We start from the raw sequence: 18866 nt of genomic DNA on the forward strand, positions 1-18866 counted from the left end.
CCTAGGGTCTGGTCGAGGCCCACGGTCGGACCGCGGACCTCGACACAGACCCTAGCCAGCGGATCGGGAATCACCTATCCGACGCAGCCATTCAGGAGGCGGCTCCTCCGACCGCGAGGAGGTTGCCGTCCGGGATGGCGATCGTCTGCCGGCACGCGGGCAGCTCGGCGGTGATGCGCCGGGGCTGCGGCGCGGTGTGCTCGCGGCGGGCGGCGGCGTACGTGTCGGCGGTGCGGGCGGCGATGGTGGCCCAGCCGTACCGTCGGCCGACCATGCTGCGTGCCTGCCGGGCGACCCGGCGGGCGAAGACCTCGTCGCCGAGGAGCTGCCCGACGGCACCGGCCAGCGCCGACGGGTCGCTGTGCGGGAAGGTGACGCCGGTGACGCCCGGTTCGACGATCTCGGCGAGCCCGCCGGTGCGGGCCACGGCCAGTGGCGCCCCGGCCGCGGCGGCCTCCAACGCCACCATGCCGAAGGGTTCGTAGAGGCTCGGCACGACAGTCGCATCGGTGGCGCCGAGCACCGCCGGCAACTGGGTGTTGTCGAGGAAACCGGCGAAGCGCACGGTGTCGGCGAGCCCGAGCTGACGGCTCCGGTCCTCCAACTCACCCCGGTAGGGTCCGTCCCCGGCGATCAGCACCCGCAGCCCGGGATGCCGCGCGCGTAGCTTCGGCACGGCGTCGACCAGGTGCTGCACGCCCTTCTCGTAGACCAGTCGACCGGCGTACCCGACCAGCGGCCCGTCGCCGGCGAAGCGGGCGCGGGCCGAGGCGACCGCGCGGGGCCGGGCCCGCCAGGCCCGGTCGTCGACGCCGTTGGGCACCACGTCGACGCGGTGCCCGGGGGTGTCGAACAGCGTGGTGACCTGATCGCGCATGTAGCCGGAGCAGGCGATGACCCGGTTCGAGGCGTTGCTGAGCCAGTGTTCGACGCCGTGGATGGTGCGGTTCATGTCTTCGGGGAGCCAGCCCTGGTGTCGGCCGGCTTCGGTGGCGTGGATGGTGGTGACGAGGGGGAGGTCGAGGTGGTCGCGCAGGGTGATGGCAGTGTGGGCGACGAGCCAGTCGTGGGCGTGGATGACGTCGTAGGTGTCGGTGGCGGTTGCTCGTAGGGCGGCGCGGGTGAGGGTGTGGTTGAAGGCCATGGTCCAGGCCAGTAGTGAGTTGGTGGCGAGGGGGAAGGTGACGGGGTCTTCGGCGGCGCGGATGATGCGGACGCCGTCGACGTATTCCTCCAGGGGTGCGCCGTCGGTGTGGCGGGTGACGACGGTGACCTGGTGACCGGCGGCGGCCAGCGCCACCGACAGGGCGTGCACGTGTCGGCCGAGACCGCCGACGAGAACGGGTGGGTACTCCCACGACAGCATCAGCACCCGCTGCGAGCGTGCGGGGTTGATGTCGATCACGTCGGCGTTCGGTGACATACGCGCCCCCTTTGAGTTGTCTCCGCGCACCCCTGGGAAGCCCCCTGGCGGGTGGCGTTCGCGTTGCGGCCGGATCGGGACCAATCCTGGTCGTACCTGGCTAACCAGCGGAGACGTAACCGTTGCGGGGGTGTAAAGCGCTACCGGCGGACGCGCAGCAGCTCCGCGACCGACCACGCCTGGAAGGGACACCCGGTGGCGGTGTGCGGGGCCGTACCGTCGGCGGTCTCGCTCACCGAGCCGAGGCCGTACTCGCTCAGGTGCGCCTCCAGGCCGGTGAACAGGTCGTCGACCGGCAGACCGGCCCGCCGGACGGCGTCGGCGTACGGGCCGATCAGCCACGGCCAGACCGTGCCCTGGTGGTACGCGGTGTCCCGCTCGGCCGGCCCGCCCCGGTGCCGGCCGAGGAAGCCGGGACAGTCGGGGGAGAGGCTGCGCGGGCCGAGCGGGGTGAGCAGCCCGGCGCCGAGGTGCCCCAGCGCCGGAGCATCCGGCTTCATCGGCGCGAACGGCAACGACCAGGCCAGCAGCTGGTTGGGGCGCAGCAGATCGTCGTCGTGGTGGGCCGCACCACCGAGCGGGTACGCCGGCGCGGGCGCGTCGACCACGTCGTGCAGCCAGCCGGCCGGGGTGGGAAACCGGTCCCGGAACGCCTTGACCGCCCGCTCGTGCAGCCGGTGCAGCCCGTCGGCGTCCTGCCCGGCCAGTTCGGCCAGTTCGGCGACGCCGGCCACCCCGTTGATCCACAGGGCGTTGACCTCGACCGGCTTGCCGTGCCGCGGGGTGACCGGCACCCCGTACACCCGGGCGTCCATCCAGGTCAGCGCGGCACCGGGGGCACCGCAGGTGAGCAGCCCGTCGGCCGGGTCGACGGCGATGCCGTACCGGGTACCGGCCACGTGGGCGTCGATCACCGCGCGCAGCGCCGGCAGCAACTGGTCGCCGAGGTCGGTGTCACCGGTGACGGTGACGTGCCGGCTGACCGCGTGCAGGAACCACAACGTGCCGTCGACGGTGTTGTACTCGACCCGTCCGGTGTCGGCGGTGTTGGCCAGCATCCCCTCCGACAGCGTCGCCGCGTACGAGCGCAGCAGCTCACGACCCAGGTCGGCCCGGCCGGTGCGCAGAAAAAGCCCCTCGTACGAGATCATCGTGTCTCGTGACCAGGCGCCGAACCACGGGTAACCGGCCACCACGTCCGGTCCGGTGGCGGTCCGTACGACGAACGCGTCGGCGGCGAGCGCCAGGGTCGCCTCGACCGCGTCGGCCGGCCTGGCCGCCGCGACCACCTGCCGGTTGCGTTGCCGCGCCGCCGCCACCACCTGCGGGCCCGGCGGCGGTTCCTGCTCCAGGTCCGTGGCCCAGGCCAGCACCGACAGCGTGTCGCCGGGGCGGTGCAGGGTGTCGTGGAACTGGCCCGCGTACCACAGGTCCTCCTCCGGGTGCAGGCCCCGCGCCGCCTCCTCGCGGTGGTACACGCCCCGCCACCAGTGGCCCTGCGGCGACCAACCGGGCCCGGAAAGCCGGTATGCCCCCTCGATCAACGCGCCGCCGTCGACCGGGTCCATCCGCAGCGGCGGCCCGTCGCCGCGTCGCTCGCCGTGCGCATCCCGCCAGGTGCAGGCGGCGGCCAGCTCCAGCTCGACCGGGCCACCGCTGACCAGCCGGTGCACCACCGCCACGCAGGACCGGCCGGGCAGCATGGCCAGCTCCCGCTCGATCACCACATCGCCGACCCGCCACCGCCAGCGTGGCAGCCCGTCGGCCAGGTCGAAGCGCTCCAGCAGCTCGAAGCCGCGCGGGTCGACGTCGCCGGAGACCCACTCGTGCGCGCCGAGGCGCACCCGGGCACCGGAGGGCAGCAGCACCGCCGGATCGAGGCTGACCAGTCCCACCTTGCGGGAGGCCGGGGTTTCACCCGGGATCACCAGCAGCCCGTGGTAGCGGCGGGTGCGCAGACCGGCGACGGTGCCCATGGCGTACCCGCCGAGGCCGTCGGGCACCAGCCACTCGCGGCTGGCGGCGCTGGTCAGCTCGCCGCAGACCTGCGAACCGTAGCGAATCTCGATCAACTTTCCTCCACGGCGGCGAGGTGTAACACGACACGACGACAATGGCCGCTGTGGTGAAGTACCCCGGCGGCGTCGAAGATGTTCAGGTGATCACTGACAGTTCGTCCTCCGCGCCGGCCCCCGACGTCGAGCGGATCCGGCTCGCCCAGGCCGATGCCGGGGAGCAGGACTGGCGCGCATGGGGTCCCTATCTGTCCGAGCGGGCGTGGGGGACGGTACGGGAGGACTACAGCGAGCACGGCACGGCCTGGGACTACTTTCCCCACGACCATGCGCGCTCCCGAGCCTACCGGTGGTCCGAGGACGGCATGGCGGGCGTGTGCGACGACCGGCAGACGTTCTGTTTCGCTCTCGCGCTGTGGAACGGACGCGATCCGATCATCAAGGAGCGGATGTTCGGCCTCGGTGGCGACGGCGGCAACCACGGCGAGGACGCCAAGGAGTACTGGTGGTACGAGGACTCCACGCCCACCCACTCCTGGATGCGCTGGCGCTACCACTACCCGCAGGCCGCGTTCCCGTACGACGAGCTGGTCGCGGTCAACGGCCTGCGTGGCCGGGACGACACGGAGTACGAGCTTGTCGACACCGGCATCTTCGACGACGACCGGTACTGGGCGGTGACCGTCGACTACGCCAAGGCCGGCCCGACCGACATGTGCATCGTGGTGACCGTGGCCAACCGCGGCGAGGAAGCCGACCGGCTGCACGTGCTGCCGCACCTGTGGTTCCGCAACACCTGGGCGTGGGGGCTGCCCGGCGGTGACCGGGTGCCCCGGATCGTCGGGGCCGGGCGGCGGTTGGTCGGCGAGCACTGGGTGCTCGGTCAGATCATGCTCGAAGGCGACGGCGACCCGACGCCGCTGCTCTGCGACAACGACACCAACGCCGAGCGGCTGTGGGGGCTGCCGAGTCGTACCCCGTACCCGAAGGACGGCATCAACGACCATGTGGTCGACGGTGCGGAGACGGTCAACCCGCAGTTGGAGGGCACCAAGGGCGCCCTGCACTACGTGCTGGACGTGCCGGCCGGTGAGCAACGGCGGATCCGGCTGCGGCTGACCCGCACGGCCCCGCCGCCCGGCGGCGGCGAGCCGCCGCCGGCCGAGCTGGGCGACGGCTTCGACGCGATGGTGTGGGCCCGTCGCGCCGAGGCGAACCGGTTCTTCGACGCGGTCATCCCGGCCAAGGCCAGCGCCGACGAGGCGTTGATCGCCCGGCAGGCCATCGCCGGGCTGATGTGGGGCAAGCAGTTCTACCACTTCGACGTCAAACGGTGGCTGGACGGCGACCCCGGCTCGAACCCGCCGGCCGGTCGCCGGCACGGGCGTAACAGCCACTGGTGGCACATGACCAGCTTCGACGTGATCTCCATGCCCGACCCGTGGGAGTACCCGTGGTACGCCGCCTGGGACCTGGCCTTCCACTGCGTGAGCATCGCCCGGGTCGACCCCGGCTTCGCCAAGGAGCAGTTGCTGCTCCTGCTGCGTGAGTGGTACCTGCACCCCAACGGGCAGATTCCGGCGTACGAGTGGGCCTTCGGCGACGTCAACCCGCCGGTGCACGCCTGGGCGGCGTTGAAGGTGTTCGAGATCGACGGCAGCCGGGACCACGACTTCCTGGCCCGGATGATGCACAAGCTGCTGATGAACTTCACCTGGTGGGTCAACCGCAAGGACACCGGCGGCAACAATGTCTTCGAGGGCGGGTTCCTCGGGCTGGACAACGTCGGCCCGTTCGACCGCTCGGCGGCGCTGCCGGTGGCCGGGGTGCTGGAGCAGTCCGACGGCACCGGCTGGATGGCGATGTACGCGCTCAACCTGCTGGACATCGCCATCGTGCTGGCCGAGCACGACCGCACCTGGGTGGACACCGCGACGAAGTTCTTCGAACACTTCGCCTACATCGCGGCGGCCGCGTACGACCAGGGGTTGTGGGACGACGAGGACGCGTTCTTCTACGACGTGCTGCGGCTGGCCGACGGCACGCAGGTGCCGTTGAAGGTGCGCTCGGTGGTGGGCCTGCTGCCGCTGGCCGCGGTGACCCGACTGACCGCGCGGACCCTGCACCGGCTGCCCGAACTGGGTGCCCGACTGCGCTGGTTCCTGACCAACCGGCCCGAGTACGCCTCGGTGGTCGGCGCGCGGCGGCTCGGCCCGGACGGGCGGCAGCAGCGGCTGCTGTCCATGTGCGGCCCGGAGCAGGTGGTGCGGCTGCTCGCCCGGATGCTGGACACCGACGAGTTCCTCTCCGAGTACGGGCTGCGTACGCTGTCCCGTGCCCACCTGGACAAGCCGTTCGCGGTGACCCTCGGTGGGCAGGAGTTCTGCGTCGGCTACGAGCCCGCCGAGTCGACAAGCGGTCTGTTCGGTGGCAACTCCAACTGGCGCGGCCCGATCTGGATGCCGACGAACTTCCTGTTGATCAGCGCGTTGCGGGACTACGCCGCGTTCTTCGGCGACGACCTCCAGGTGGAGTATCCGACCCGTTCCGGGGTGAAGAAGACCCTCGACGAGATCGCCGACGACCTGTCGGCCCGGCTGATCGCGCTGTTCACCCGCGACGGCTGGGGCCGCCGACCGATCTACGGTGCGGCGCAGCTCTTTCAGACCCACCCGGACTGGCGTGACCTGATCGCGTTCCCGGAGTACTTCCACGGCGACAACGGCGCCGGCCTGGGTGCCTGGCACCAGACGGGCTGGACCGCCCTGGTCGCCGACCTCATCCTCACCCTGCGCCGCTGACCAGGGCTGCCGTGCCGTGGCCGCGTCGGTGCGGTCCACAGTGTCGCCTGCGGTGGGTATGGTCACCGCCATGAGTGACTTCGTGGTGCGGAGGTGGCAGCTGGACCACTACCCGGGCGATCAGGCGCCACCGCATCAGCACCACCGGTCCACCGAGGGCTTCGTCGTCCTCCGGGGGCGTCTGGAGGTCCTCGTCGGTGCCGAACGACGGATTCTCGAACCGGGCGAGCACGTGGTGATTCCGGCCGGCACCACCCACACCTTCGCCACCGTCGATCCGGAGGGTGCCGACATCATCGCGATCATGTCGCCGGAGGTGGATGAACTGGTCGCGGCCCTGCACACGGCATCCACGGACGAGGAGCGGGCCACCATCTGGGGGCGGTACCACTCGACGGTGGTCGGATCACCCGATCACTGACCTCCCTTCAGTCGCCAATCCGTCGCGACCGAATGACTCTGCGTGGAGCAGGGCTAGCATCAGCGGCGTGTCCGGAGCAGACGAACCAGGCACCGGGCGGGACGGTGACGCCATCGTCACCACCGCCTGGCAGTTGGCCGAGGCGGAGGGCCTGGCCGCGGTGACCACCCGCCGGCTCGCCGAACGCGCCGACGTCGACCTCGGTGCCCTCTATCAACGCTTCGCCGACCGGGACGCCGTGGTCGCCGCCGTCGCGGTGCGCGGCTTCGCCGACCTGGCCGCCGCGCTGACCGGGGCCCGCACCGCGGTCGAGCGCCCGGCGGAGGTCTGGCCGGCGGTGCTGGCGGCCTACCTGGATTTCGCGTACGCCAATCCGGAGGTCTACGACGCGATGTTCGCCCACACGCCGGAGTTGACCCTCGGTGTGGAGCAGGTCCCCGAGACGGTCGCGGCCACCTTCGGCGAACTGCGCACCGCGCTGACGCCGTTGGCCGCCGGCCGCGACGCCGACATCCTCGCCGAGCTGGGCTGGAGCCTGCTGCACGGCATGGTGATGCTCACCCGCGGCGGTCGCCTACGCCCCGACACCCAGGACCACCGCGAACGCCTCCTCAGCACCGACCTCTTCACCCCCCACTGACCCACCCCACCCGGCCGCCCTTCGGCCTCCCGCCCGGCCCTTCGGCCTCGTTGATCAAGAAGTTCGCGTCGGATTTCGCGGGCGAGGACGACGCAAACTTCTTGATCAACGGGTTGGGTTGGGCGGGGTGGGTGGGGTGTGGTTGCGGGGGGTGGGGTGGGGGCGTAGGTTCGCTGGCACGCCGTCGAGTGGGAGAGGAGGTCAGAACAATGTCCGATGTTCTGCGCCCCGTCCGCGGCCCGGCGTCCACGCGGATCTGACCCGGGGCGTCGCTGTCCCCGGAGGATCTGCCATGACCGATCTGGTCATCCGCCCGCTCGTCGCGGGCGAGGAAGAACTGTTCGACTCGATGCCCGACCCGTTGCCGCAACTGCGACAGATCAGCTACGCCGACGGGATCGCCGGTGGCGGCTACCGGCCGGAGCACACCTGGATCGCCCTGCGCGCCGGGCGGGTGGTGGGTCGCGCCGCGTGGCTGCTGCCACCCGGATCCGTCGGCGAACCGTGGCTGGAACGGTTCGACCTGGACCTCAGGCCGTCCGCCGATGCGGCACGGTCGGCCGACCCAGCCGGGTCGGTCGACACCACGCGGCTGGTCGACCCGCCGCTGGTCGACCCAACGCGGCCAACCGGTACGGCGCCGGAGATCGGTGCTGCGTTGCTGCGGGCCGCGCACGACGCGCTGGGCGGCCCGAAGGTGTACCACGCGGCTCTGCCGGCGTACTGGCGTCGGCAACCCGAGGTGCGGTCCGTCGCCGAGGCGGCGATGGCGGCGGCCCGGCTCGCGGGACTGGTCGAGCGGGGAGAGCGGATCAGGTTCAGTTGGGCGGGTGGCCCGCTGCCAGCTCCGTCCGGCCGGTTCTCGTTCCGTTCCGCCGCCGATGCCGCGGAGGTCGAGGCTCTGGTGGCCCGGATCGGTGAACCGGTCGTGCTGACCGGTGTCGAGACCGCCCGGGTGGTCGCCGGGGTGGACCTGGCCCGCGACCCGCTTGGCTGGTTGACCGGTACGCCGCCAGGCAACTGGCGCGTCGCCCTCGACGGTGACGAACCGGTGGGCCTGGCGGGACCGACGGCCGACGCCTGCTTCCCGATGATCGCCTACCTCGGACTACTGGGCGAAACGGTGCAGGGCGGTACGGCATTGGGCGAGCTGTTGGCCGACTCTGTCGCGGCGCTGGCCGGCGGCGGGGCGTACGAGGTGGTCGCCGACGTGGACGCGCACCGGGTGGCGGTGGTGGCGGAGCTGGAGCGGACCGGCTTCCGGCGGATCCGCTCGCGGGTGGTCTTCACCCCGGCCTGAGCCGATGATCGTCTGCATTCCAGTGACTCGACAGCACGGCACGACGGTCACTGGAATGCAGGCGATCAAGGACGGGTCCCCGGTTATCCGGTGGTCCGCCGTGCGCCTGTTCGCCTAGAGTCCGCGAGGTGATGCGTGAGGCAGCCATCGAGCCGGGCCGGGTGCTGGTTTTCGACGCCGACGACACCCTCTGGGAGAACAACGTCGTGTTCGAGCGGGTGATCGACGACTTCCTGGAGTGGTTGGACCATCCCACCCTCGACCGGGCGCAGCTGCGGGCCGTGCTCGACGACATCGAGCGGGCCAACGCCGTCGCCCACGGGTACGGCAGCAAGGTCTTCCTGCAAAGTCTGCGGGAGTGTCTGGAACAGCTGCGTCAGCGTCCGGCGACCGAGGCGGAGCGCCGTGAGATCGACGAGCTGGCGGTGGCGCTGGTGACCCACCAGGTCGAGCTGATGCCGGGCGTGGCCGACGCCCTGGACGAGTTGGCCGGCCGGCACGAGCTGCTGCTGCTGACCAAGGGCGAGCGGGAGGAGCAGCAGCGCAAGCTGGACGCCTGCGGATTGTTGCACCACTTCCGGGCTGCGCACATCGTGCCGGAGAAGAATGTGGACACCTACCGGTGGCTGGCAAAGGAACACGGCTTCGACCCGGCGGGAGCCTGGATGATCGGCAACTCCCCGAAGTCCGACATCGCCCCGGCCCGGGCAGCTGGCATGAACGCCGTGTTCATCCCCAACGAGAACACCTGGGTGCTGGAGCACGACGAGCTGGACCTGGCGGACGCGGGATTGCTGCGCCTCGCCGCCTTCCCGGAGCTGCTCCACCACTTCTGAGCGGCGTCTGGCCGCCCGCCGCAAAGCGTCCGCGCAATCCTCGCTTCGAGGGGCGACCGGACGCGCGGAAAGCTCGGACGCATCGCTATCTGATCGATAGCCCGGGATGTATCGACCCTACCTAGCTTCTACCCGTCGTATTGGCCCTTGATCGGAGGGTGACGGGTGAAGAGAAGACTACGGGGACCGCTGATCGCGGTCCTGGCGGTCACGCTGGTGGGCAGCACCGTCGGCGGGACGCAGCTGCTGACCTATGACCGACCCGACCCGGCAGCGAGTTCCGACGATGGGCCGGGCCTGCTGGAGCGCATCGGCGGCGCTGCGCGGGACCTGGTCGACGGAGGTACCAGGCGCACCAAGCCCGAGGTGGTCAGCGCCGGGCTGACGGTCCACGAGAAGGCGCTACCGGCCAAGGCATGGCCGCCGCAGAAGCGGGTCCGGGAGTTGACCGGCAAGCGGACCGCGAACGCCCGCGTCTACCAGCTCTCCGACGGGCGGACGCAGGCGGAGATCTCCGCGGTGCCGCTGCACTACAAGGACGCCAAGGGCCACTTCCAGCCCATCGACACCAAGGTCCGCCCGACCACCGAGAAGGGCTACGTCCAGGGCAACCGCAGCAACACCTTCACCAGCCTGTTCGGTGACAGCTCGGACGAGCTCGTCCGCTTCGAACGGGACGGGCGCAGCATCGAGCTGGGCCTCGCCGGTGCGGCGAAGGACGTGACGCCGAACGTCAGCGGCTCGACGGTCACCTACCCGGGCATCGCCGACGGCGCCGACGTCGTCTACGACGTCACCGCGACCGCGCTCAAGGAGAAAATCGTTCTGCGCAAGGCTCCGAGCGGACCGACGTCGTACACGTTCACTCTGGAGACCGCCGGCCTGACCGCGCAGCAGCGGGAGGACGGCTCGATCGCGTTCGTGCGTCCGGGCGGCGGCAAGCCGGCCTTCGTGATGCCGGCGCCGTTCATGTACGACGACAAGGACGACAAGTCGTCCCCACACGGCAAGGTGTGGAGCGACAAGGTCACCCAGACGGTGACCCGGTCCGGTGGCACCTCGACGATCACGGTGACCGCCGACGTCGGCTGGCTTGCCGACCCGGCGCGCGTCTACCCGGTGGTCATCGACCCGACGATCAAGATCCAGCCCGTCCCCGCCGACGCGCAGGACGTTCAGATCTACTCGGGCAACGCGACCAAGAACTACAACGACACCTACCAGCTGAAGGTCGGCACCGAGGCGACCCACACCTGGCGATCGCTGCTGAAGTTCAACCTCGGCACCATCCCGGCGAGCACGCCCATCGACGACGCGCAGTTGCAGCTGTACTACTCGCAGACCCACACCCAGTGGGCCTACGACGTGCCGATGGAGGCGCGGCGGGTCACGACGGCATGGTCCGAAGACACCGCCAACTGGGCGAACATGAATGGCAACATCGCGGGCGCCCCAGCCGGCAACGTGGTGACCAAGGACGACGGGGACTCCGGCACGTCGGTGGTCGGCTCGTGGCCGTACTCGAGCAACGCGACGTTGACGCCGAAGGCGGTCAACGGGGACTACCGCTACCACGGCAGCGCCAGTTCGTCGGACACCCACACCTGGGTGCCCACCATCACCGAGTCGGGTGACTACCAGGTCGAGGTGCACTACGTCGGCGCCTCCGACCGGCCCACGAACGCGAAGTACACCGTGCACCACAGCGGCGGCTCGAAGGCCTACACCGTCGACCAGACGACGCCCGACAGCGCCGGCAAGTGGGTCACCCTCGGCACCCACCCGTTCGTGGCCGGCACCACCGGCAAGGTGGTCCTCAACGGCGTCCCGGGCACGTCGGCGAACGCCGACGCGGTGCGCTTCACCAAGGCCGGTGCGGTCAAGGAGAACGCCAAGTCGAGCGTGTGGACGTCGTTCCCCGTCCGCAACCTAGTGCAGGACTGGGTGAACGGAACGCACTCGAACCACGGCTTCATGATCAAGGCCCTGGACGAGGCCACCAAGAACCGGGGCGGCCCGATCTACGAGGCGTCGGAGTACGCGTACGCGAACGACCGGCGGGACTACAACCTGCCGAAGCTGGTGGTCACCTACGGGCGGCCGGGAGTTTCGGTGGAGCCACCGACCACGATCACCTCGACCGGTGCGGTGCTGACCTGGCCGGCGTACGTCGACCCGTCAACGGCGACCGGTGACGACATCGTCGAGTACCAGGTACACCGCAGCGTGCACCAGACCTTCACGCCGTCGGCGGCGACGCTTATCGCCCCCGTCTCGTCGGGCACGCGGACCTATCAGGACACCACCGCGGAGCCGACGGCGGCCGACAACACCGACCCGATGGCACGCAAGTTCTTCTACTACATGGTCGCGGTGAAGACCCGCGACGGGCAGTTGCTCGCCGGCCCGACCCAGCCGGCGATGCTGCCGAAGGCCGGCCAGATCACCCGGATCTACCGGACGGCGGCGACCGACGCGACCGGCTCGAACGGCGTCATCGACACCACGCTCTCCGCAGCGCGGCCGACGGAGAACGTCGACGTCTACGACGGGGACCCCTACGTCAGCCCGGGTAACAACTCGCCGTACTACGGGGACTCCCGGGGTGTGGTGAAGTTCCCGACGCTGACCGGCATCCCGACCGATGCCAGGGTCGTCGGCGCCGAGCTGCGGATGTACAACAACGCGTTGTTCCCCGGCACGGACACCGACGAGTTCGTCGACGTCTACAAGCTCAAGCGCGCCTTCAACGAGACGAAGGCGACGTGGAACACCTACGACGGGGTGAACGCCTGGACCACGCCGGGCGGTGACTACGACGCCGCCTGGAAGGCGAGCTTCAACGGCTTCACCAACGACCCCGAGTGGGAGACCTGGGACGTCACCGCCGCCGTCGACGGCTGGGTGAAGACCCCGGCCAGCAACTACGGCCTGCTGCTGCGCCAGCGCGACGAGGTCAACCAGACCGCCCGGGCGATGCTGCTCTCCTCCGAGGGCGCCGAGCCGATGCTGCGGCCGACGCTGGAGGTCACCTACCTCGAGCAGACCGCCGAGTCGACGTACCACGCCGCCTCGACCCCGCAGGTGCTCACGCCGAACACCACGTACACCCTGCCGGTGACCGTGTCGAACCCGACCCTCGCGGCCTGGAACACCAGCGACTGGGAGTTGTCGTACGACTGGAAGCGCGCCGACGGCGTCACCGACGGTGCCGACGCGAGCTTCGAGCCGCGCACGCCGCTGCCGAAGAACGTGCCGGCCGGCGGCACGGTGGACGTCGCCGCCCAGGTGAAGGCCCCGCCATCGTCGACGGAGGGCAGCAAGCGCACGCCGTACGTCATCGAGTGGGAACTGCGCAACAAGCTCACCGGCAAGAAGCTGTCGGAGACCACGCCGATCGAGGCGCTGCCGCAGAACGTGGCGGTCGAGGAGCCGACCTCCGACCAGCTCGGCCTGGAGAAGTTCTACTCGTACGCGGGCAAGAACACCGGCGCCGGCTCCACCGTGATGAACAACCTGTACGCCGGCAACACCGTCTGGTCGTACAACGCGTTCACCAACCCGTCGCGGGGTCTTTCGACGTTCGTGCGGCTGGCGTACAACTCGCTGGACACCAGCGACACGGTCGCCGGCTACGGCTGGTCGCTGCAGGCGTCGTCGCTGATGCGGCTGGGCACCCCGCTGGACTTCCACCCCAACCCGAACCCGACCAAGGTCACCCTGACCGATGGGGACGGCACCAGCCATTGGTTCACGTGGGACTCGGCGGCGAACGAGTGGAAGAGCCCGAAGGGCGTGCACCTGTACCTGCAGAAGCACAGCCCGGTGCAGTGCAAGCCCAACACGCAGGAGCCGCGGGCCTGGGTGCTCACCAAGCCGGACCGTACGCAGTTCTTCTTCGACTGCGAGGGCTTTCTGTCCAGCGTGGTGGACAACAACGGCAACGAGATGGTGTTCACCTACGAGGAGCGCAAGAGCAACAACAAGCCGACCAAGTTCCTCCGCTACATCACCGACGCGGCCGACCGGCGCACCCTCACCGTCGACTACCACGCCAAGGGCCAGGCGTTCGACTACATCGACGACACGACCTGGACGCGGAAGTCAGGCACCAACCTGACCAACCCGCACATCATCGACAAGGTCTCGCAGATCACCGACATCTCGGGACGGAAGCTCACCTTCACGTACACCGACAAGGGCCTGCTCGGTGAGCTGATCGACGGCGCCGGCTCCACCAACGGCGCGCCGAAGACGTTCAAGTTCGCCTACGACATGACCCAGGGCAACAAGAACGTCAAGCTGGTCAAGGTCACCGACCCGCGGGCCAACGCGACCAACCTGGTCTACAACTACCCGCAGACCGGCGACGACCCGAAGTTCCACTGGACGACCAAGACCTACACCGACCGGCTCAACCACGCGACCCATTTCGCGTACACCGACCCGGACGGGCCGCAGGGCAACAACATCGACACAACGGTCACCGACGCGGAGAACCACGCGACGGCGTACCGGATGGACGGCTACGGCCGTCCGTACCAGACCACCAACGCGAAGAACGAGATCACCAAGCTCGGCTGGGACGACGACCACAACGTCACCCGGCTGGAGGAGGCCAACGGCGCGGTCTCGACCTGGGCGTACGACGCCAAGACCGGCTACCCGACCGAGATCAAGGACGCGGAGGCGGTCAAGAACGGCACCTCGGGCACGGTGCTGACCTACCAGCGCCAGCTCAACGGTTACGTCGCCGACCTCACCGAGAAGACCAGCCCGGAGGGGCGCAAACACACCTTCGGCTACGAGGCCGACGGTGACCTCTCCTGGGTGATCGACCCGATCGGCAACACGACGTCGGACCCGGAGGACTACAAGACCTCCTACACCTACGACGCGTGGGGCCAGATGCTGACGGCGACCGACGCCAACGGCAACACCACCAAGAACGACCTGTTCGACGACAACGGCTACCCACAGAAAATCATCGACGCGACGCTGAAGGAGACAGAGTTCGTCTACGACGTGCGCGGCCAGGTCACGAAGGTGATCGACGCGTACGAGAAGGAGACCACGCAGACGTACGACACGTTCGGCCGTCCGCTGGAGAACCGGGTGCCGAAGGACCAGGCGGCCGGCGACTTCATCGTCACCCCGGCCCCGGAGTACGACCAGAACGACAACGTCGTGAAGTCGTACGCCCCGAACGGCGCGTACACCACCGCGTCGTACGACAAGGCGGACCAGCTGACCTACACGCTGGCGCCGGTCGACCAGACCGGTGACCCGGAGCGGAGGGCGTCCTTCACCTACGACAAGGTCGGCAACCTGCTGACCGCCACCGAGCCGAAGGGCAACCTGACGACGGTGGCTGGCGACTACGTCACCACCAACGCGTACGACCCGATCTACCAGCTCACCAGCGTGACAAACGCCGAGGGGCACCGCATCACCTACGAGTACGACAACGTCGGCAACGTGAGGAAGGTGGTCGACCCGCGCAAGAACGCGTCGGCATCGACCTCCGACTACACGACCCTCTACGACTATGACTGGGCGCATCGGGTCACCAAGGTCACCGACGCCATCGGCAAGTTCACCACCAGCCGGTACGACCGGGACGGCCTCGTCACCGCGACCACCGACCAGCTCGGCAACACGACCGAGGTGACCCTCGACCGGCGGGGCAAGCCGACCGAGGTGAAGGTGCCGCACAAGAACGACAACGGCGACATCACCTACCGGACGACCAAGTACGAGTACGACGAGGTCGGCAACCAGACGCGGGTCATCAGCCCGCGCGGTGTGGCCACCACGGACGACCCGGACGACTTCGCCACCGTCAGCGTCTACGACGAGCTGAACCGGGTGAAGGAGACCCGCACCGCGTACGACAAGGACGACGCCCGATACACGACCGCGGACGTCACCACATACCACTACGACGACGTGGGCCGCTTGGCGAAGGTGAGCATGCCGCCGTCGGCGGGGGAGTCGGTTCGTAACGACACGACGTACTCGTACTTCGACAACGGCTGGACCAAGTCCAGCAGCGACCCGTGGGACATCGTCACGACGTACGACTACAACAAGCTCGGCGCGCAGACGGCGCGGACGGTGACGTCGGCGGGTGGATCGTCGAACCGGACGATGACCTGGTCGTACTTCCCGGACGGCAAGCTGGCGTCCCGCACGGACGACGGCGTGCCGGTCGGCAAGCACGTGGTGCTGGTGGACAACTCCGATTTCAACAACGTCACCACCACCGGCACCTGGACGGCCGCGACCACGGCCGGGAACAAATACGGTCCCAACTACGCCACCAGGCCGGCGGGCACCGGGACGGACACCTTCACCTGGCAGCTCAACGTGCCGCAGGCCGGCACCTACGAGGTGTTCGCCCGCTACCCGCAGGTGTCCGGCGCCGCCACGGACGCTCGATACACCGTCAAGCACGATGGCGGGGACACGGTGAAGACGGTCAACCAGACCGCCAACGCCGGGACGTGGGTGAGCCTCGGCTCGTACAGCCTCCCCGAGGGCAACAGCCACACGGTGTCGCTGTCCGACCAGGCGAGCGGCACGGTGGTGGCGGACGCGGTGAAGGTGGTGCGAGACAACACCGGTGTGACCGACAACGAGAAGGTCGACTACGCCTACCGGTACGACCCGAACGGCAACCTGGAAACCATCACCGACTCATCGCCCAACGCCCGAGTGGACACGTACTCGGTGGCCTACACGGGCCTCAACCAGGTGCAGACGGTGACCGAACGCAAGTCGGGGACGGTCAAGAACACGACGTCCTTCACCTACAACGAGAACAGCGCGCCGCTGACCACGGAGCACGACAAGCAGTACGCCAGCTACGGCTACGACGAGCGCGACCTGGTCTCGACGGTGGTCAACGGCAAGTCCGCCACCGACGCCGGCAAGAAGACGACCACCTTCACCTACACCGACCGGGGTGAGAAGAAGAAGGAGACCAAGGGCAACGACAACACCGTCGACTACACGTACTACCTCGACGGACTGCTGAGGCACCAGGTCGAGAAGAAGTCGAACGGGACGTTGGTGTCCGAGCACACCTTCACCTACGACCTCAACGGCAACCGCACGCGGGACGTCGCGAAGAAGATGAACGCCGACAACAACTCGGCGTACCTGAACACGACAAGCGACTACACCTACGATCCGCGTGACCGCCTTACACAACTGGTCAGGGCCGGTGACGGCGCCGACACGGAGACCTACGTCCACGACGCCAACAACAACGTCATCAACCAGACGATCAAGGGCGCCTCAACCACCTTCAACTACGACCGCAACCGTCTCCTGACGGCGTCGACCGGTGGCTCGCTCGCCTCGTACAACTACGACCCGTTCGGTCGGCTCGACACGGTGACCGCCGCCGGCCAGGTGATCGAGAAGAACCTGTACGACGGGTTCGACCACGTCATCGAGAACCGCAAGAACATCGGCACCGGCACCACGGTCACCCAGTACACCTACGACCCGCTGGATCGGACGGCGACGAAGACGACCGACGCCGGTGGGGCGAAGGAGAAGACGACCACCTTCAACTACCTGGGCCTGTCGTCGGAGGTCCTCGACGAGGAGGTGGCTGGCGAGCTCACCAAGTCTTACCAGTACTCGCCCTGGGGTCAGCGGCTGTCGCAGATCACGCACAAGGACGACGGCACCGAGGAGGAGGCGTACTACGGGTACAACCCGCACACCGACGTCGAACAGCTGACCGACGGGACCGGCAACACGAAGGCCACGTACGGCTACACCGCGTATGGCAAGAACAACGAGGCCGAGTTCACAGGCATCGACAAGCCGGACGCTGCGGACCCCACCAAGGAGCCGTACAACGCCTACCGGTTCAACGCCAAGCGCTGGGACCAGGGCTCCGAGTCGTACGACATGGGCTTCCGTGACTACAGCCCCGGCCTTAACCGGTTCTTGTCGCGGGACAGCTACAACGGCGCCCTCGCCGACATGAATCTCGGCCTCAACCCCTTCACCGGCAACCGCTACGCCTTCGGCGGGGGCAACCCCATCAGCGCCATCGAAATCGATGGTCACGTCCACACGGTTGGGGAAGGCGGCTCAAGCCCGTCGCCCATGCCTTCGCCCACTCCAACACCTACCTCAGGCGGCTCCAGCGGCGGTGGGTCTCCTAGGCCGGGGGCGACCCCGTCGCCTTCTCCGCAAGGAACGCCTATCCCTATTTCCTGTATCCCCGAGGACTTGTGCAAGGACCCGATGGTCGAGGCGGCCATTGGATTTGTGCCCTTCGCGGACGCGCCAGCCTGTGTGCAGGGTGACAAGGTCGCCTGCGGGTTCACGGCGGTGGATGCTGTCCCGGGCGGCAAGATCGCCAACGCGATCGGCGCAGCGGCGTCTGCTTTCGTCACGGCTGTGCGGCTGGGCAGGCACGCCGATGACGTAGCCGCTGGACGTGGCTTCTGGAACTTGCCATTCAGTGATCGAGGGTATGCCTTGGAGCGCAAGATCATGGATGAGCTGGGGCTTCCGGGGGGATTGGCCAGTAATAATCCGACTATTGACTCCTTCGACTTCAGCACTGGAGCCGCTGTAAGTATCAAAACTCGTGATCTTGCAACGGGCTATCGAACCACTAGCAGCCTTCAGACCGAGATACGGAGCGATATTCGCGCACTCGAGAAGTATGAAGGTAGCGTATGGGGTAATGTTAGGATCAGTAGGTCGCAGATCAAGAGCAAGCAACTGATTGTGGGCATTCCGTCGGGCAGAGTTACGGCAGCGCAGTACGCTGCTATGGTTGACGGGTACCGGTACGGTATGGCCAGGGGGATCGACGTGAGGTACGTGATCGTAAAATGATTGGCACAGTCGACGTTTATCACCGTAACGACGGCGACCTCTATATTGTGAGCTACTCGCGCTCCTTGAACGGCCCGTTCGTTCTGAACGGCTGGTGTCGGACTTTGCCTGCTGATTCTCCTGACGAATCCTTGGGCGAGGCAGTGCTTGAAGGTCTTGCGGTCGGCGGAAGGCAGGTCTTGGAGGAGTCTAGCGACGAGTTGAAGAAACACCTCAAACCGCTATTGCGGCTTGCCGGCGTCAAGTCGTTCACTGCCTTTGCCGCAGGCGCTCTCTCAGTTGGCATCGAGACTGACGTGACCGGCTCTATCACCTTCAGTCCGACGGAAAATCGTGGGCGGCGCGGTGGTTTCATGTTCCGGTCGGAAGGTTCGATTAAGTCACCAGCCAAGGTGGAAAGCGCGGAGGTGGGGCGGCTTGTTCGTGAAGTTATGAAGTCGTCCTCTACTTTGTAGAGCTAGGAACGCTCTGTTTCACTAGTGCATCGTGGGAGGGAGGTAACGGGCATCCAGCCGCTGTTTAGCGCTGGGTGCCCCCCAGGTAAGGACCCGGTTGT

The 18866-nt window shown here is 68.2% G+C and carries 9 protein-coding genes; 7 read left to right on the top strand and 2 right to left on the bottom strand.

Annotated features, from left to right (window positions below; all coding sequences use genetic code 11):
* Positions 1-91: 91 nt before the first annotated feature.
* The gene (locus tag AB0J93_RS21350; protein ID WP_363924060.1) at positions 92-1423 is read right to left on the bottom strand and encodes a glycosyltransferase family 4 protein; all 1332 of its coding nucleotides are present in this window, start codon (positions 1421-1423) and stop codon (positions 92-94) included.
* A 140-nt stretch (positions 1424-1563) separates the two neighbouring features.
* The gene (locus AB0J93_RS21355) at positions 1564-3495 is read right to left on the bottom strand and encodes an amylo-alpha-1,6-glucosidase (RefSeq protein WP_363924061.1); all 1932 of its coding nucleotides are present in this window, start codon (positions 3493-3495) and stop codon (positions 1564-1566) included.
* A gap of 41 nt (positions 3496-3536) precedes the next feature.
* Between AB0J93_RS21355 and AB0J93_RS21360 the strand changes: the two genes are divergently transcribed.
* From AB0J93_RS21360 to AB0J93_RS21390, 7 genes are all read left to right on the top strand, one after another.
* The gene (locus AB0J93_RS21360) at positions 3537-6239 is read left to right on the top strand and encodes a glucosidase (RefSeq protein WP_363924063.1); all 2703 of its coding nucleotides are present in this window, start codon (positions 3537-3539) and stop codon (positions 6237-6239) included.
* Between the two features lie 70 nt (positions 6240-6309).
* Positions 6310-6660 (top strand): cupin domain-containing protein, encoded by a 351-nt coding sequence (locus tag AB0J93_RS21365; RefSeq protein WP_363924064.1) that lies wholly within the window; start codon positions 6310-6312, stop codon positions 6658-6660.
* 67 nt (positions 6661-6727) lie between these two features.
* On the top strand, positions 6728-7300 hold the full coding sequence (locus AB0J93_RS21370) for a TetR/AcrR family transcriptional regulator (RefSeq protein ID WP_363924065.1): 573 nt from the start codon (positions 6728-6730) through the stop codon (positions 7298-7300).
* 292 nt (positions 7301-7592) lie between these two features.
* Positions 7593-8600: an acetyltransferase gene (locus AB0J93_RS21375; RefSeq protein ID WP_363924066.1), complete on the top strand. Its 1008-nt coding sequence runs from the start codon at positions 7593-7595 to the stop codon at positions 8598-8600.
* Between the two features lie 131 nt (positions 8601-8731).
* A complete protein-coding gene (locus tag AB0J93_RS21380) occupies positions 8732-9436 on the top strand; it encodes an HAD family hydrolase (RefSeq protein ID WP_363924067.1) in 705 nt (234 codons plus the stop codon).
* A gap of 165 nt (positions 9437-9601) precedes the next feature.
* Complete coding sequence (locus AB0J93_RS21385; protein WP_363924068.1) at positions 9602-18310, top strand: DNRLRE domain-containing protein; 8709 nt, start codon at positions 9602-9604, stop codon at positions 18308-18310.
* On the top strand, positions 18307-18765 hold the full coding sequence (locus tag AB0J93_RS21390) for a hypothetical protein (protein ID WP_363924069.1): 459 nt from the start codon (positions 18307-18309) through the stop codon (positions 18763-18765). Before AB0J93_RS21385 ends, AB0J93_RS21390 begins: the two co-directional genes overlap by 4 nt.
* Positions 18766-18866: the final 101 nt, after the last annotated feature.

Source organism: Micromonospora sp. NPDC049374 (assembly GCF_040677165.1).
Lineage (GTDB): Bacteria > Actinomycetota > Actinomycetes > Mycobacteriales > Micromonosporaceae > Micromonospora.

Coding starts and splice junctions, on each gene's coding strand:
- AB0J93_RS21365 (WP_363924064.1), top strand. CDS start 6,310: ATGAGTGACTTCGTGGTGCGGAGGTGGCAGCTGGACCACTACCCGGGC.
- AB0J93_RS21350 (WP_363924060.1), bottom strand. CDS start 1,423: ATGTCACCGAACGCCGACGTGATCGACATCAACCCCGCACGCTCGCAG.
- AB0J93_RS21380 (WP_363924067.1), top strand. CDS start 8,732: ATGCGTGAGGCAGCCATCGAGCCGGGCCGGGTGCTGGTTTTCGACGCC.
- AB0J93_RS21360 (WP_363924063.1), top strand. CDS start 3,537: ATGGCCGCTGTGGTGAAGTACCCCGGCGGCGTCGAAGATGTTCAGGTG.
- AB0J93_RS21390 (WP_363924069.1), top strand. CDS start 18,307: ATGATTGGCACAGTCGACGTTTATCACCGTAACGACGGCGACCTCTAT.
- AB0J93_RS21375 (WP_363924066.1), top strand. CDS start 7,593: ATGACCGATCTGGTCATCCGCCCGCTCGTCGCGGGCGAGGAAGAACTG.